Raw genomic sequence first — 15,621 nt, forward strand, 5'->3', positions numbered from 1 at the left:
TCTGTTCAACGAGGTGCCGCCGCTCCTCAGCGGACGGTGCCGACATAGACGTAGGCGGTGCCGAACGTGAGCGCATGCGCGGACTTTGCCGCGTAGGCCCCGGACTGGTCCATCAGCTCCAGGAACTTGTCACCGGCCGGGAAGGAGGCGGATGTCTTGGGCAAATATTGGTACGCGGCGCGGTTGCCCGTCAGCAGCCCACCGATGGTGGGCATCACCGTCTTGCTGTAGAAGCGGAACAATGCCCCGAAGGCGCCCGTGGGCTGGCCGAACTCCAGCACCACCACGTGACCACCGGGGCGGACCACTCGCGCCATCTCCTTCAGGCACTTCACCGGGTCATCCACGTTGCGGATGCCGAAGGAGATGGAGGCCACGTCGAAGCTGTCCGCCGCGAAGGGCAGGTCCATCGCGTCGGCCACCTGGAAGTCCACCTGGAGGCCCGCCTTCTCCGCCTTGGCGGGGGCGCTCTCAAGCATCTCCGGGCAGAAGTCCGTGCCCACGACACGGCCGGAGACGCCCACCTTGCGCTTGAAGGCCAGGGCCAGGTCGCCGGTGCCCGAAGCGCAGTCGAGGACGCGGTCTCCTTCCTTCGCGGTGCTGAGCCGGACGGCACTCCGGCGCCACAGCCGGTGGATGCCGAACGAGAGGACCTCATTCGTCACGTCGTACTTCGTGGCGATGGAAGAGAACATCTCACGGACTTCAGTAGTCATCGTGCCCTCACGACCTGGGCCGGGCTTTCCGGCCGCCAAAGGTGTCGGTCCACCGCGTCTAGCACGGCTGGCAGCCGTCGCATCAACGTCTCGAAGCGTTCGGGCGTCAGGGCCTGGTGCCCATCGCACATGGCCAGCTCGGGCTTCGGGTGGACTTCAATCAACAATCCATCCGCCCCCGCGGCCGCGGCCGCCAGCGACATGGGGAGGATGAGCGCCGGGTCGCCCGTCGCATGGGACGGGTCGACGATGACGGGCAGGTGGGAGCGCTGCTTCGCCCAGGCCACCGCCGCCAGGTCCAGCGTGTTGCGCAGCTCCGTCTCGAAGGTGCGGATGCCGCGCTCGCACAGCATCACCTGTTCGTTGCCACCGTCGAGGATGTACTCGGCGGCCAGCAGCCATTCCTGCAACGTGGCCGACAGGCCTCGTTTGAGCAGCACGGGCTTGCGCACCTTCCCCAGCGCCCGAAGCAGCGAGTAGTTCTGCATGTTGCGCGCACCCACCTGGAGGATGTCCGTGGACTCCTCCATGAGGGGAATCTGCGCCGACTCCATCACCTCGCTGATGATGGGCATGCCGTGGCGGCGCCCGGCCTCCGCCAGGACGTGCAGGCCCGGCTCGCCCATGCCCTGAAATGCGTAGGGACTGGTGCGAGGCTTGAATACGCCACCGCGCAGGACATGGGCACCCGCGGCGGCCACCACCGAGGCGGCGTGCTGCACCTGCTCCGCGCCTTCCACCGCGCAGGGGCCAGCCATGACGACGAACCCGGGGCCTCCGATTTCCACGGGGCCCACTCGCACGCGAGTGCCTTCGGGCCGCTCCACGCGAAGCACCCGCAGCGCGCCCGGGGCCCGTCCGGACCCGGCTGGTTCGTCTGGCCGCTTGCCTCCCACGGACCCTCCCATTCATGGAGTTCAAGAGGTTTTGAACTCCTTGGTGCATGTATAGCCGAGATGGCTTAGAAGACAACCGAAGGTGATTGCGACGCAATCGCCGATGAGGAACGCTGATGAAGACGCACAATCCCGTTGAGAGCCAGCGCTGGGTGGCCGGAATGACGCCCCTCGCGGTGGTGGATCCGCTCGCGGGTGCGGACGTATTGGGCGTTCCGACCGTCTATTGGGAGCGTCCGCTGGCGCAGGACGCGGCGGCGGGGTGGGGTGAGGCGGCGGTGGTGGAGGCGCAGGACGCCTCCGACATTCCTGGCGTGCTGGCCTCGCTGGGCCGCGCGCAGGTGCGCTGGCTGGGCGAAGCCCCGGAGTCGATGCCGGGCCCCTGGTTTGGCGGCATCCGTTTCGGTGACTCGGGCACGGTGGACACGGCGTGGGCGTCGCACGGTGTGACGCGCTGGACGCTGCCCGAGGTGCTGGTGTTCCGCACGGCGCGCGGCGTGTGCCTGGTGGCGTTCGCGCAGGAAGGCCGCGGGGGTGAGGACCTGGTGCGCTCGCGGCTGGAGCGCGTCCGTGCCTGCTTCCCGGAGGCGTACCGGCATGCGCGCGGCGAGCCCGTGGCGTTGGAGTTGCGCGCGTCGCGGCCGGACTTCGAGGCGCGGGTGCAGCGCGCGCTGGACGCGATTGCGTCCGGGCACCTCCAGAAGGTGGTGCTGGCGCGCCCGCTGGATGCGGAAGGGCCCGCGCCCTTTGATGTGGTGGACGTGCTGGCGCGGCTGCGTGAGCAGAATCCCCGCTGCGCCACCTTCCTGTTCCGCGCGCCGGACGACACGTGTTTCCTGGGCGCGACGCCGGAGACGCTGTGCCGGGTGGACGGTCAGGTGCTGGAGACGGAGGCCCTGGCGGGCACGGCCGCGCCCGGCCATGCGGACGGGCTGCGGGGCCATGACAAGAACGTGCGCGAGCACGCGTCCGTGGTGCGCTACCTCGTCACCGCGTTGACGCCGCTGGCGGAGCAGGTGTCTTCGGACGCGGAGCCCGCGCTGCTGGCCTTGAAGAACGTCGTGCACCTGCGGACGGGGTTTCGCGCCGAGCTGCGGCCGGGGGTGACGCCGGCGCAGGTGGTGGAGGCGCTGCATCCCACGCCGGCCGTGGGTGGTACGCCCCGTGAGCGCGCACTGTCGTTCCTGGTGGAGCACGAAGGCCTGGACCGTGGGTGGTACGCGGGGCCGGTGGGCTGGGTGGGGCCTGGGCGGGCGCACCTGATGGTGGCGCTGCGCTCGGCGCGCGTGAAGGGCGCGAAGGCCCGGCTGTTCGTCGGCGTGGGGCTGGTGGCTGGCTCCAACGCGGACTCGGAGTGGCGGGAGACGGAGATGAAGAGCCTGGCCATGTTGCGGGCCTTGGGAGGCGGGGATGTCGTCCGACGCTAACCTCAACGTGCTGTGGGCGCGCGCGTTGCTGGAAGAGCTCGTGCGCGGTGGGGTTCGTCACGCGGTGGTGTGTCCGGGTTCCCGGTCATCGCCCCTGGCCCTGGCCTGCGCCGGGACGGAGGGGCTGCGCACGTGGTCCGTCATCGACGAGCGCAGCGCGGGCTTCTTCGCCCTGGGGCTCGCGAAGCAGTCGCGCGCGCCGGCCGTGGTGGTGGCGACCAGCGGCACCGCGGGCGCGCACTTCTACCCGGCGGTCATCGAGGCCGCGCTGTCTCACGTGCCCCTGGTGGTGCTGACGGCGGATCGGCCCCTGGAGCTTCAGGGCTGGGGCGCGCCGCAGACCGTGCCACAGGCGCGCTTCTTCGGAGAGCACGCGCGCTTCTACGCGGACCTCGGTCAGCCCGAGGCGCATGACGCGGCGTTGATCCACATGCGTGCCACCGTTGCCCGCGCGGTCGTCAGCGCGTGGCGCACGCCGCGGGGCGCCGTGCAGCTCAACGTCCCGTTCCGCGAGCCGCTGGCCCCCATCGCCGAGCCCTTCGCCGAGGCGTCGCTGAGCGCGCTCGCGAAGTCGGGACGCGCCGGTGCGCCGCTGACGCGCATCGTCCCGCCCGAGCCGGTGCCGGACGCGGCCACCCTGGACGAGGTCCGCCGTAAGATTGCCGCGACCCCTCGCGGCGTCATCGTGTGTGGCCCGCGCGATGAAACGGATGGATTCGCGGCGGCCATCAGCGCGCTGTCGCAGGCCACGGGCTACCCCGTGCTGGCCGAGTCCACCTCGCAGGCCCGTTATGGCGGCGGCCCGCTCACGCTGTCCTATTACGACGCGATGTTGCGGCACGCGCCGTTCGCGAAGGCGCACCGTCCGGAGCTCGTGTTGCGCTTCGGAGGTGGGCTCACGCCGAAGGTGCCTCAGCAGTGGCTGGACGGCTCGGGCGCGGACATCGTCCTCTTCAGCGACGGGGGCGGGCTGTTCGACCCGGCGCACCGCGCATCCACGGTGGTGGAGGGCTCGGCGGTGGCGGCCTGTGAGGCCCTGACGCGAGGGCTCGCGCGTGGCGCGGGTCCATGGGCGCGAGGCTTCCTGGCCGCGGAGCATCGGGTGCGCACGGCGCTGGAGTCCGCGTTCGCGGAGCAGCCCGACATTCTCTCCGAGCCGCGCATCGCTCGCGAGGTGGTGGCGGCGCTTCCGGCGGGCGCGCCGCTCTTCGTGTCCAGCAGCATGCCCATCCGCGACCTGGACGCCTTCGCGCCGGCGGGCACAGTGCCGCTGCGGGTGCTGGCCAACCGGGGGGCCAACGGAATCGACGGCATTGTCTCCAGCGCGCTCGGCATGGCAGCGGCGGCGGGACGTCCCGCGGTGCTGCTCACGGGGGACCTGGCGTTGCTGCATGACGTGGGAGCCTTCGTCACCGCGTCGCGCACGCGAGTGCCGCTCACGGTGGTGGCGGTGAACAACGATGGCGGCGGCATCTTCTCGTTCCTCCCCATCGCCCAGATCGCGCCTCGGGACACGTTCGAGACGCTCTTCGGCACGCCGCATGGTGTGGACCTGTCCCACGCGGCGGCGCTGGGCGGCGCCCGGTTCCACCGGCCGGAGACGCCCGTTGCGCTCAGGTCGGCCGTGCGCGAGGGCCTGGAGGGCGGACTCCACCTGGTGGAAGTGCGCGTGGACCGCAACGCGAATGTGGATGAGCACCGGCGGCTGTTCGCTCGAATGGCGGCCTCACTGGGAGAAGGACCATGGGCGTGAAGCTGGCCTACGAGACGTGGGGTGAGGGCTCCCGTCCGCTCGTGTTGCTGCATGGCTTCACCGGCAGCCGCAGGGCCTTCGACGGGCTGCGTCCGCTCCTGGGCCGCGACGTGCGCGCGGTGGCGGTGGACCTTCCCGGCCATGGGGCCACGCCGCTGCCGGACCAGCGGGGGCGTGAGGCCTTCGTGGAAACGGTGGACGCGCTCGTCGCGCTGGTGGACTCGCTGGGCCAGGGGCCCGTGGATCTGCTGGGCTATTCGCAGGGGGCACGCGTGGCGCTTGCGGCGGCCGTGCGCGCGCCGGACCGCTTCGGCCGGCTCATCATGGAGAGCGGTTCGCCCGGGCTGCACCGGCGCCAGGAGCGCGCGGCCCGGCGTGAAGCGGACGGACAGCTGGCGGCCTTCATTCGTTCGCGAGGCGTGGACGCCTTCGTGGACCGCTGGGAGCAGCTGCCGCTGTTCGACGGCCTGCGCCAGCTTCCGCAGGAGCGCAAGGACGCGCTGTGCTCACAGCGCCGCGCCTGCACGGCGGAGGGTCTCGCTGGTGCGCTGGAGTGCCTGGGCCTGGGCGTCCAGCCGGATTTCTGGCCCGCGCTGCACGCCCAGCGGCTGCCCACGCTCCTGCTGACGGGCGCGGCGGATTCGAAGTTCACCCAGATTGCCCGCCGCATGGCCACGGAGCTGCCGGTGGTCTGGCGCCACGCTTTCGAAGGCTGTGGCCACGCGCCGCACCTGGAAGCGCCGGAGGCCTATGCCCGTGAAGTCCTCGGGTTCCTCCAGACGCCCTGGTACGAGGCCCCGCAGTTCGACAGCCCCATGACCGTGAGCGAGGGAAGGGTGACGTCGTGAGCACGTCGGTTCCGGCGCCGGGCCCGCTGTCGGTGAAGCCCCGTCCCGGGGTGAAGCACTGGGTGATGGCGGCGCGTCCCAAGACGCTGACGGCGGCGCTGGTGCCGGTGTTGGTGGGCACGGGGCTCGCGTTCGGCTCGGGCGTGGGGCGCCTGCTGCCCGCGCTGGCGGCGCTGCTGGGCGCGGTGCTCATCCAGATTGGCACCAACTTCATCAACGACTACTACGACTTCAAGAAGGGCGCCGACACGCACGAACGGCTGGGCCCTCAGCGCGTGACGCAGAGTGGCCTCATCGCGCCGGGCACCGTGCTGGCGGGCGCGGGTGTGTGCTTCGCGCTGGCCACGGCGGTGGGCCTGTACCTGGTGGCGGTGGGGGGCTGGCCCATCATCGCCATCGGCCTGGCGTCGCTGCTGTGCGGCTACGCGTACACGGGCGGTCCCTTCCCCCTGGGCTACAACGGCCTGGGAGACGTGTTCGTCTTCATCTTCTTCGGCCTGGTGGCGGTGACGGGGACCTACTACGTGCAGGCGGGGACGGTGGACCCCGCGGCGTGGTGGGCGGCGGTTCCCGTGGGGGCCAGCGGCACGATGCTCATCGTCGTCAACAACCTGCGCGACGTGACGACGGACGTGAAGGCTGGCAAGCGCACCCTGGCGGTCCGCTTCGGCACGGGCGTGGGGAAGGCGGAGTACATCCTGCTGCTGGTGCTGTCGTACGCCACGCCCTTCGCGATGTACGCGCTGAAGCTGGCCAGCCCCTGGGTGTTCCTGTCCCTGCTGAGCCTGCCCCTGGCGGTTCCCCCGCTGCAGCGGGTGCTGAGGCAGGAGGGCGCGGCGCTGAATCCGGCCCTGGGGTCCACGGCCAGACTGCAGCTCGTGTTTGGAGTGCTGTTCGCGTTGGGCCTCTACCTGCGATGATGTGAGTCCATGCGGATTGCCCAGGTTTCGCTCATTCCCCTCCGGTTGGAGCTGCGCCAGCCCCTGAAGACGTCTCAAGGGGCGCACGCGGTACGAGAAGGCTTCCTCGTTCGCGTCCTCGACGAGGAGGGGCGCGAAGGTCTGGGCGAAGCGATGCCGTTGCCGGCGTTCGGCACCGAGTCGCTCGAAGATTGTGGCGTGACGCTGAACGCCTGGCTGTCCGAGCTGAAGGGCCAGTTCCTGGGCGACTCGGTCCGGGCCATCGAGGACACGTTGTCGCCGTTCCCCCCTGCCGTGGCGCGAGGCGACGGCGTGCGCATCCGGGCACGTCAGGTGACGCCAGTGGGCCCCATGCCGGCCGCGGAACACGCGCTGGAGCTGGCGCTGCTGGACCTGCTCGCGCAACGCCAGGGTGTGCCGCTGTGTTGGCTGCTGGCGGAGGAGTCGCGGACGGAAGTGGCGGTGAACGCGCTGCTGGGCGCCGACACCCCCGAGGCCCTGGCGGAAGAGGCCCGGCAGGCCGTGGCCGAGGGCTTCGGTACGTTGAAGCTGAAAGTCGCCGGCCGGCCGCTGGACGCCGACGAGGCGCGAGTGAAGGCCGTGCGCGACGCGGTAGGGCCGGACGTAAAGCTCCGGCTGGATGCGAACGGCGGCTGGTCCGAGCCCGACGCGAAGCGCGCCCTGGACCGGCTGGGCTGGTACGGCCTGGAGTTGCTGGAGCAGCCCACGCCGCCGGAGGACCTCGCGGCACTCTGGCGCGTTCAGCGCCGCGCCCCCTGCACGGTGGCGGCGGACGAGTCCCTGGCTTCTCCCGATGCGCTGCGGGCTCTGCTGACGGTGGACCCGTTGCTAGGCGGTGGACCGGCGGTGGGCGCGGTGGTGTTGAAGCCCATGGTGCTGGGCGGACTGTTGCCGTGCCTCGTGGTCGCGATGCGCGCGGCGCGGCTCGGAATGCAGGCCTATGTCACCAGCTCCATTGATGGCGTGGTGGCTCGGGCTGGCGCGGCACATCTCGCGGCGGCACTGCCATCCGGAGCGCTGGCCTCCGGGCTCGCGGTGGGGCGCTTGCTGGCGAAGGAGCCGGAAGGTCATCCGTACCATCCGCAGCGAGGCGTCATTCGCCTGTCGAGCACCCCGGGGCTCGGACTGAACTCCCAGTCACTGGTGTGATGGCTCGACGCACGGGAGCCCAGGGATTGGCCTCCGTTAATGAAGCCCAAGGTGACGGAATGTCGGTCCTGCTGTGTCCCATTCGAGTAGGCGCTCGTCATCAGCCCGAGGCGGAGGCCCTGACGTTCGCGGGCCGCTCCTGGTCCTACGAAGCGCTGGATGCGGAAGTCTCCCGATGGGTGGCCGCACTCGAAGCGGAGGGCGTCGGAGCTTCGGACCGGGTGGCGTCGCTCGCGACGAACCACGTCGCCTCCGTGTGCCTCTTCTGGGCGCTGGGCCGGCTGGGCGCGGTGTTGGCGCCGCTCAATGCCCGGCTCACGTCCGCGGAGCTGGCGCCCATGGTGGAGGACATCCAGCCCCGTTTGAAGCTGGCGCTGGGAACCCTGGTGGAGAGGCTCCCTGGAGCCCGGCCACTCGAGTCCTTCGCGGAGGCTGTCTCCACGGGGTCTTCGACGTGCCAGCCCCTGGAAGAGTCGTCGCCCCGGGTCGTGCTCTTCACCAGCGGGACAACGGGCCGGCCCAAGGGAGCGGTCCTCACAGAAGGCAACTTCCGGGCGTCTTCACGGGCGTCCGCGGCCAACCTGGGGGCGCATCCAGCCCCGCGTTGGCTGGGCACATTGCCGCTCTTCCACGTGGGGGGCATCGCCATGCTCACTCGCACTGCCTACGAGGGAGGCTGCCTCGTCCTGCACGAACGCTTCGACGCCGATGCGGCCAACAGGGCCATCGACGGGGAGGGCGTGTCCCACGCGAGCCTCGTGGCCACGACGCTGGAGCGAGTGCTGGACGCTCGAGGGGACCGGCGCATGCCGGACTCCTTTGCATTGGCGCTGATAGGCGGAGGTCCGGTGCCGGTGCCCCTCCTCGCACGAGCGAGGGCCGCGGGCCTGCGAGCTCTTCAGACGTACGGCCTGACGGAGGCCTGCTCACAAGTAACGACCGAGCGCCCCGACAAAGCGGACGGCCGCACCGCCGGCGTCCCGTTGCCGGGTGTCGAGGTGCGCATCGTCGGCGTGGGGGGCGAAGTCCTCGGCGCAGGGGTGGAGGGCGACATCGAGATACGCGCGCCCACGGTGATGGCCGGGTACTGGCAGCGCCCGGAGGCCACCCATGAGGCGGTTCGGGGCGGCTGGCTGCGCACGAAGGACGTCGGTGTGTTGGATGCTTGGGGGCGGCTCACCGTGCTGTCACGCCGCACGGACCTCATCGTCCGAGGTGGGGAGAACATCTACCCGGCGGAGGTGGAAGCGGTGCTCGTCAATCACCCCGCGGTGCAGGAAGCCGCCGTGGTGGGCTTCCCGGACGACCGCTGGGGCGAAGTGCCCGTGGCCTTCATCGCCCCGCGCCCGGGGCAGTCGCAACCCGGGAAAGAGGCACTGGCGGCGTGGTGCCGTCAGTCCCTGGCGGGCTTCAAGACGCCCGCGCGATTCGTCTGGGTGGACGCGCTGCCTCGCAACGCCATGGGGAAGGTGGAGCGCACCGTCCTGAGACGGCACGCCCTCCGCTGACCCACGGGGGTGGGGCGGGCGCCCTGTCTCAGCACTCCGAGATCGGGTGGCCCCAGGGGTTGGTCCGCGGGAACTGCCGCAGGACGGTGCTCAGCCGGCAGGTGGCCGACACGGTGGTGGCAGCCCCGGACCGACGGGAGGCCTGCGGGCCCCGGTGCTCGAAGGTACCCAGTCGGGCCGCCTGCATCGCCAGTTGCTTTTCGACCTCCGGGGACCAACGGGAGAACTCAAGCCATTCCATGTGCGTGCTCCTTCGCGCCGCAGTGTTCGGGCACATCCGACCTCTTCAAGTCGCGAAAATCACGACGCCGCGCGTTGAAGCCGGCGACCAGTGGCGATTTCCCGACAAGGGTCGCCGTCTCAACCCGGGGACGTGGTCGCCATCTTTCAAAAGCCACTCCGGGATGTCGTGTTCCCGCGCGGCCGCCTGCCCTCCGAGGAGGGGCCTGCATTTCCTGCGCGGACCTGGGACACGTGGACATTCTTGCGCCGTCCGCGTCGTGCCCTCGTCGTGATTGCTGATACGGCTGCAACCTTTCACTCCCAAGGTCAAAACTCAAACATGCAAGGATTTCCACACCCAACGTTGAAGAGTTGAAGAGACAACGCAGGGGGAGGGTGGGGAATGACGCCGGCTTCCGAGTGAAAACAGGACATTCCAGGTCGTGGCTGATTTTGATATCGAAATGACTCAAAGGCAGCTCAGCACACGTACTCGCAACGGGAGGGAGAGATGGCTCCGGAGTCCGTTGATGTCATCATCGTGGGTAGTGGTCCGGTGGGAGCGATGGCGGCGAATCTCCTGGGACAGCAGGGGATTCGGACGCTGGTGGTGGAGCGTGAAGTCACGCCTCATGGCCAGTCCCGCGCCATCAGCGTGGATGACGAGGGCCAGCGCATCTTCCAGTCCGCGGGGCTGGTGGGCGACCTGGGCGCGGGCTTCTATCCGTGCAAGCGGCTGCAATACCTGAATGACTCGCTGCGCTCGCTGGCGGAGGTGGACTTCACCCGGTTGGACCGGCCGTTCGGCTACGTGCCCGCGGCCTTCTTCCAGCAGCCGCGCATGGAGGCGGTGCTTCGTCAGGGACTGAAGCGCTTTCCGCATGTGGACCTGTGGCTGGGCCACGAGGTGGAGTCCTTCGTCCAGGATGAAGACGGAGTCACCGCTCGCGTGAAGGAGGTCGCGGGGGAGCGCGCCGTCAATGTGCGCGCGCGCTTCCTGCTCGCGTGCGACGGCTCGCACAGCTCCATCCGCCGGCGGCTGGGCCTGAAGCTCGTGGGGACGACGGCGCTGGAGCACTCGCTGGCCATCACCGTGAAGGCGTCCTCACCCGAGCCCGACTTCACCAGCTACCTGTGCGGTCCCGTGCGCCGGGGGTTCATCGCCCGCACCGCGCCGAACGAGATTCGCTTCGACATCATCCTGGAGCCGGATGCGGACCTGAAGGCGGCGCGCTCGCCCGAAAACGTGCGGCGGCTGATTGGCTACTACCTGGACCCGGATTCGGTGGAGCTGGAGTCCGTCAAGATCTTCTCGTACCACAGCCGCATGTCCGAGCAGTGGCGGGTAGGCCGCGTGTTCCTCCTGGGCGACGCGGCGCACCTGATGCCGCCGTTCCTGGGGCAGGGGCTCTGCGCGGGCCTCCGGGACGCGGCGAACCTGACCTGGAAGCTCGGGCTGGTGCTCTCGGGCGCGGCGGATGCGTCGCTGCTCGACACCTACGAGGAAGAGCGGCGTGGCCACGTGTCGGAGGTGATTCGCGGCTCGGACGCCATGGGCCGGGTGATGATGTCGGGCGGGCGGGTGATGGCTCGCGTCCGCAACGCGCTCATCCAGGTGATGTACCGGCTGCCGGTGACGGGCGACTTCATCCGCGACTACAAGGTGAAGCCGCAGATGCCGCTGCGCCGGGGCTTCATGCACGGCGCCCAACGCGAGAAGGGGGACGTGCCGGAAGGCTCCTACTTCCCGCAGCCACGCGTGGAGCGGCCCGACGGGGAGACGGCGCTGCTGGATGACTGCCTGGGCGAGGGTTTCGTGGTGCTGACGCGTCCAGGCGCCTCTCAGGAGGCCCAGCGCGAGGCACTGGCCCTGGCGGACGAACTCGGGGCACGCTGGTGGCAGGTGGCCGCGGCGGACCGCGCGGGAAGTGGCGGGCCGGACACGCTGGTGGACCTGGACGGCCGGCTGGGCGCCTGGTTCGCGCAGTACGCGGCCGACCTCGTGGTGCTCCGGCCGGACCGCTACGTGTTCGGCGTCGCAGGGGGTGGCAAGCGGGGCCACCTCCTGGGCTCGCTCAAGGGCCGCGTCCGCCCTCACTCGCGTCCGAAAGGCGCGGAGGTCCGGCGGGCGGGCTGAAACGCGGGGGAACGGAAAACAACAGGCGCCCGGGCCGGGGCGCCACACGACCGCGAAGTGGGGCCGCGGGGAGGCTCAGGCCGCGGCGGCGGACTGGACCAGCTTCCCGGCGCGCTCCACGCAGTCGCCCATGAAGCGCAGGTAGATGTCGAGCGCGCTGGCGCCCGTCTTGGCGATGATGGGCGCCTTGTCCGGCACCTGCGACAGGAGCTTGTTGAGCATCACCTCGTTGAGCGCGGTGTGACCCACGTCAATCTCCGTGTGCTCCTTGAGGAAGGACATGCCCTGGAGGATTTCCTCGCCACAGACGCGCTTGGCCTGCTCGAGAATCACGGGGCCGAGCACCGTCGACAGGCCCTCGATTTCGTACTCGATGGCCACCTGCGCGGCGGGCATCTCACCGGTGATGGTGTTCTCGTGAATCTCCCGGTACTCCTTCATCGCCTCCGTGGGCGGCTGGGCGATGAGCTCCTCGGCGTTCAGCTTGGGGCTGCGGCGCTCGTTCCACCGGGCCACCAGGTGCTTGGTGTCCTCGACCATCATCAGATGGTGGCCTGCCTCGTGCTTGGCGTGGGCGATGAGCTTCTGGCCCACGTCGTCCAGTCCCACCTTCACGGTGGCCTCACCGGCGCGGCGAATCCACCCGTCCACTGGCTCCGTCATGTAGACGCCCAGCGAGTTCCAGGTGATGAGGAAGGCCTCGAAGAGCGCGGGGTCCGCCTTGTCGTCCAGCAGCACCTTCAGCCGGGGGTCCGTCTTGATGCGCTCACGGGTGGCAGTCAGGTTCGGCGTGTACAGCTCCTCCACGAGTTGCTTGCTCATATTCATTACCCCTGGCGAGTGTTGGGAGCGCTTCGGCGCCCGATGGAGACTTCACTGATGTGTTCGAGATAGTCGGGGATCAGCTTCGCGGAGATGATCCACATGTACGGGTCCGGACCTGCGTGAATCCCGGCGTCCTGTACGTACTGCCCACCGTCGTCCTCACAGAGGTAGTGGAACGAACGGCGGTGGCGGGCGGCGTACCAACGGCGTGCCGCATCCACCAGGGCGACGTAGGTGGACGGCCCCGCGTCGCTCAGGGGGAACAGCCGTGCCATGTCGAGCAGGCTGTAGAGATTGGTGCCCGGCTGGCCCAGCTCCAGGACGGCGGCGCCCACGGCCACGCCATTGCGGCGCGCGATGAGGATTTCGCGCTCGCGCTCCAGGCCAAAGGTGTTCCACTGGCCCTGCACCGCGCGCATGTCGATGCGGTCGCGCGTGAAGTCGAGCGCCTCCACGTAGCAGGACGGGCGCGAATGGGCGATGTGGTCCGTCAGCAGCGTCAGCTCGGCGGAGGTGGCGGGGCTGATGGTGATGCCCTCGTGCAGCCGGCCCGTCTGCTCGTGCGTGTAGACGTCCATCATGTGGACCTTGCGCGTGAAGGCCAGCTCCGGGTTCGCCGCCATGTGCCGCTCGCCGTAGCGGACGTGCGCGCGCGCAATCCAGGGGTTGAGGCCTTCCACGTAGGCCACGGCCCAGCGGAAGTCGGAGTCGCTCTGCGGGTGCTCGAAGCAGCGCACGTACAGGTCGTGCATGATGCGGCCCGGCTCCAGCCCCTTGAGGGCGGGCTTGCCCGGGCGCTTCGCCACCTGGTGTCCCATCCAGGTATGCCGGTACGACTTCATGATGGACAGCGTCGCCTCGGGGCCGCGCTCGGACGGCCAGACGGCCTGGCAGAAGAGCTGCGGAACTTCCGCGGCGCGCTTGGCCATGTGGCTGAAGGCTTGCTTCAGCGCGTCGAATTCCTGAGAGGACTTGTTCGCCAGGCTGAAGAAACCAGACAGCGTGAAGACATCCCAGAGCCCCTCTTCCTGCACATCACTGGTGCAAGTGTTGGGATTGGTCGTCTGGGAGACGAAGCGCACCCAGCGCGCCTCGTCGGAAGAGTAGGGCGACACGCTCAGGCCACACAGCACGGTGCCGTCAGCGCGCGCGCTGGTGACGTAGCGGATTTCACCGCGCAGGCTGATGGACTGGCCGTCCGGCGTGTGGAGCTCGAGCAGGGGCGGCAGCAGGCCCGGGAACAGCAGGTCCTCCGGGCGGCAGCGGATGCACATGCCGGAGAAGGACAGGTCCAACACCGCGCGCTCCATCTCCCCCTGCTCGCGCCACAGCGGGTGGTGGAAGGTGACGCGCACGCCCTCGGGCGCGGGCGTGCGGCGGTGCCAGCGGTGACGGATGCGGAAGAGGACGTCGGGCAGCGGCGACGTGAAGCGCTGGCCTTCCGGCGTTCCCGCCTCCAGGCGCATGCGGTACGCGCTGTTGTGGCCGATGACGTCGATGTCGTAGGGCGCCTCGCCCCAGTCGCTCATCGGGTCCTCGGCGTGCCACTCCAGCTGCTCCGTCTCCGCGTTGTAGCGCTCCAACACCAGGCGGACGGTGCGGCCCATGCGGCGCAGCACACCCTTGTTGCCCGCGGTGCTGATGGCCAGGAGGATGGCGCGGATGCGCTCGGCCTCGTCGATGGTGTCCTGCACCGGAAGGGCAGACGCGGCCGGCTCCGCGACGCCACGCTTCAGCGCGTCCGCCAGCAGCGCCAGGATTTGACGGCCCTGCTCCAGGGAGACGTTCACCAACTGCAGCCCCACCGGGGACACGGCCGTCTCCGCGTCCGTGCGGATGAAGGCGCCCCGGATGGGGCCCAGCGTCACGCCACAGCCAGACAGATAGACGGGCAGGCCGCGCGCGTCGGAGGTGTCCACCTCACCCTTGGGCATCACCCACACCACGGTGGGGCTCAGCCGCGTCACCACGCCAATGGCGCCATCCGGCGTGCCCACGGAGCAGGTGATGGCATCCGAGCCCGTCCCGTGCAGGGAGTAGCCCGAATCATCCAGCGCGGCCTCGGCGGGCGGCAGCGGAATCACGTTGAACAGCGCGTCACGACTGCGGAACTCGACCGACCGACGGTCGGAGAGCGGGTTTCCCCCTTCCATGATCAGGCGCCCCCTTCTCCGGTGCTGAGGAACCCCTGATGCAGTCGTCGAAATTGCAAGCACGGTTGTTCCTCCCTGCTCCAGCGGTGCTGCGTTAGGCGGCGAATCGCTATAGGTCCGTATCATACGGATTTCCGAGGAACAGTCAAATCGGATTTGTGCAGTCAGGCTGTTTTCTGGCTGGCGGAATGGACGTCCGTGGGTCGTAGGTGACAGCAGCCCACTTCCAAGTCTTACGAAGCGATTCGCCGCGACGGCACACTCATACGGCCAAGATGCTGCGCGGCTGTAATGTCATAAGTCTGGCAGGCTGTGCGTACTTTCTCGTAGTGAAATGGCGTTCGTCAGACCGGCTCGTTAGAGTTCCCTCAGTACAGCGAGCGGGAGGTGTGAGGGATGAGTGCTGTCGTGAACGCTGTGGGAGGGACGCAGGCTTCGGAGCAACTCCAAGCGCCTGTTCACGGCCGCGCCACGGGCCTGATGCCGGTGGACTCGCCAGACGTACTCCGAGTGGATGTCGCGGAGGTCGTTGGCGGTGCGGTGGAGCTCCTCTCAGTCACGCGCCGCTTGCGAGGAGTGCAGGTTTCCCTGGAGCTTCCTGAGGAGCCGGTCCCCGCTAATGTTAGTCACCGGCGGCTGCAGCAGGTGCTGCTGCTGTTGCTGGCGCACGCGGCGGATGCATCGAACGGGCAGGGCGTTCGCGTGATGGTGGATTCCGCTGATGACTTCGGGGACCTGCCGCCCCGCTTCCAGGTCCAGGTCGCGGGGGCGTCGCTGTCCTCGCGGGAACTCCAGGCTGTCTTCCTGTCGCCCATGTTGGTGGGGCCGCTGCACCGCAAGCTGGCCCGGGCCCGGGAGCTGACGGAGTCCATGGGTGGCACCTTGGAGGTGGCCAGCAGCGCGGCCTCCGGCATCACCGTGACGGTGGAGCTGCCCGCGCCGGGGATGTCCAGCTGGTAGTCCGTGCGGGCCGCCGTGCCCGCCGCTGATTCACTCCTTGAAGAGGAAGAGGAGGGCGGGCCACCAGTGCCTGGCCCTCCTTTTTC

The 15,621-nt window shown here is 69.4% G+C and carries 13 protein-coding genes; 8 read left to right on the forward strand and 5 right to left on the reverse strand.

The window, feature by feature from the left end:
• Positions 1-26 precede the first annotated feature (26 nt).
• Positions 27-716 (reverse strand): bifunctional demethylmenaquinone methyltransferase/2-methoxy-6-polyprenyl-1,4-benzoquinol methylase UbiE, encoded by a 690-nt coding sequence (ubiE, locus tag BHS09_RS17690; protein ID WP_140791525.1) that lies wholly within the window; start codon positions 714-716, stop codon positions 27-29.
• Complete coding sequence (aroF, locus tag BHS09_RS17695) at positions 713-1,612, reverse strand: 3-deoxy-7-phosphoheptulonate synthase (RefSeq protein ID WP_228559141.1); 900 nt, start codon at positions 1,610-1,612, stop codon at positions 713-715. The genes ubiE and aroF overlap by 4 nt, the downstream gene beginning before the upstream one ends.
• 116 nt (positions 1,613-1,728) lie before the next feature.
• On the opposite strand from aroF, the gene BHS09_RS17700 reads away from it, so the two are divergent.
• From BHS09_RS17700 to menE, 6 genes are read left to right on the forward strand one after another with little or no spacing between them, the layout of a single operon-like run.
• Positions 1,729-3,039 carry an isochorismate synthase gene (locus tag BHS09_RS17700; RefSeq protein ID WP_140791529.1) on the forward strand — a complete coding sequence of 437 codons (1,311 nt, stop codon included), beginning with the start codon at positions 1,729-1,731 and terminating at the stop codon, positions 3,037-3,039.
• Positions 3,023-4,792 (forward strand): 2-succinyl-5-enolpyruvyl-6-hydroxy-3-cyclohexene-1-carboxylic-acid synthase, encoded by a 1,770-nt coding sequence (gene menD / locus BHS09_RS17705; protein ID WP_140791531.1) that lies wholly within the window; start codon positions 3,023-3,025, stop codon positions 4,790-4,792. Before BHS09_RS17700 ends, menD begins: the two co-directional genes overlap by 17 nt.
• Positions 4,783-5,640 carry a 2-succinyl-6-hydroxy-2,4-cyclohexadiene-1-carboxylate synthase gene (gene menH, locus BHS09_RS17710; protein ID WP_140791533.1) on the forward strand — a complete coding sequence of 286 codons (858 nt, stop codon included), beginning with the start codon at positions 4,783-4,785 and terminating at the stop codon, positions 5,638-5,640. Before menD ends, menH begins: the two co-directional genes overlap by 10 nt.
• Positions 5,637-6,560: a 1,4-dihydroxy-2-naphthoate polyprenyltransferase gene (locus tag BHS09_RS17715; RefSeq protein WP_140791535.1), complete on the forward strand. Its 924-nt coding sequence runs from the start codon at positions 5,637-5,639 to the stop codon at positions 6,558-6,560. Before menH ends, BHS09_RS17715 begins: the two co-directional genes overlap by 4 nt.
• A gap of 9 nt (positions 6,561-6,569) precedes the next feature.
• A complete protein-coding gene (gene menC, locus BHS09_RS17720) occupies positions 6,570-7,730 on the forward strand; it encodes an o-succinylbenzoate synthase (protein WP_140791537.1) in 1,161 nt (386 codons plus the stop codon).
• A 59-nt stretch (positions 7,731-7,789) separates the two neighbouring features.
• A complete protein-coding gene (gene menE / locus BHS09_RS17725) occupies positions 7,790-9,238 on the forward strand; it encodes an o-succinylbenzoate--CoA ligase (RefSeq protein WP_140791539.1) in 1,449 nt (482 codons plus the stop codon).
• Between the two features lie 28 nt (positions 9,239-9,266).
• Here menE and BHS09_RS17730 read toward each other — a convergent pair whose 3' ends face one another.
• The gene (locus tag BHS09_RS17730) at positions 9,267-9,479 is read right to left on the reverse strand and encodes a hypothetical protein (protein ID WP_020478306.1); all 213 of its coding nucleotides are present in this window, start codon (positions 9,477-9,479) and stop codon (positions 9,267-9,269) included.
• 492 nt (positions 9,480-9,971) lie between these two features.
• Between BHS09_RS17730 and BHS09_RS17735 the strand changes: the two genes are divergently transcribed.
• Complete coding sequence (locus BHS09_RS17735; protein ID WP_140791541.1) at positions 9,972-11,597, forward strand: bifunctional 3-(3-hydroxy-phenyl)propionate/3-hydroxycinnamic acid hydroxylase; 1,626 nt, start codon at positions 9,972-9,974, stop codon at positions 11,595-11,597.
• A gap of 75 nt (positions 11,598-11,672) precedes the next feature.
• Here BHS09_RS17735 and BHS09_RS17740 read toward each other — a convergent pair whose 3' ends face one another.
• Together BHS09_RS17740 and BHS09_RS17745 are read right to left on the reverse strand one after the other, a co-directional pair.
• Positions 11,673-12,419: a hypothetical protein gene (locus BHS09_RS17740; RefSeq protein ID WP_237078365.1), complete on the reverse strand. Its 747-nt coding sequence runs from the start codon at positions 12,417-12,419 to the stop codon at positions 11,673-11,675.
• A gap of 5 nt (positions 12,420-12,424) precedes the next feature.
• Positions 12,425-14,575 (reverse strand): hypothetical protein, encoded by a 2,151-nt coding sequence (locus BHS09_RS17745; protein WP_237078366.1) that lies wholly within the window; start codon positions 14,573-14,575, stop codon positions 12,425-12,427.
• A 408-nt stretch (positions 14,576-14,983) separates the two neighbouring features.
• Between BHS09_RS17745 and BHS09_RS17750 the strand changes: the two genes are divergently transcribed.
• Positions 14,984-15,535 carry an ATP-binding protein gene (locus BHS09_RS17750; protein ID WP_140791547.1) on the forward strand — a complete coding sequence of 184 codons (552 nt, stop codon included), beginning with the start codon at positions 14,984-14,986 and terminating at the stop codon, positions 15,533-15,535.
• Positions 15,536-15,621: the final 86 nt, after the last annotated feature.

It is taken from the genome of Myxococcus xanthus (assembly GCF_006402735.1).
GTDB classification, from domain to species: Bacteria; Myxococcota; Myxococcia; order Myxococcales; family Myxococcaceae; genus Myxococcus; species Myxococcus xanthus_A.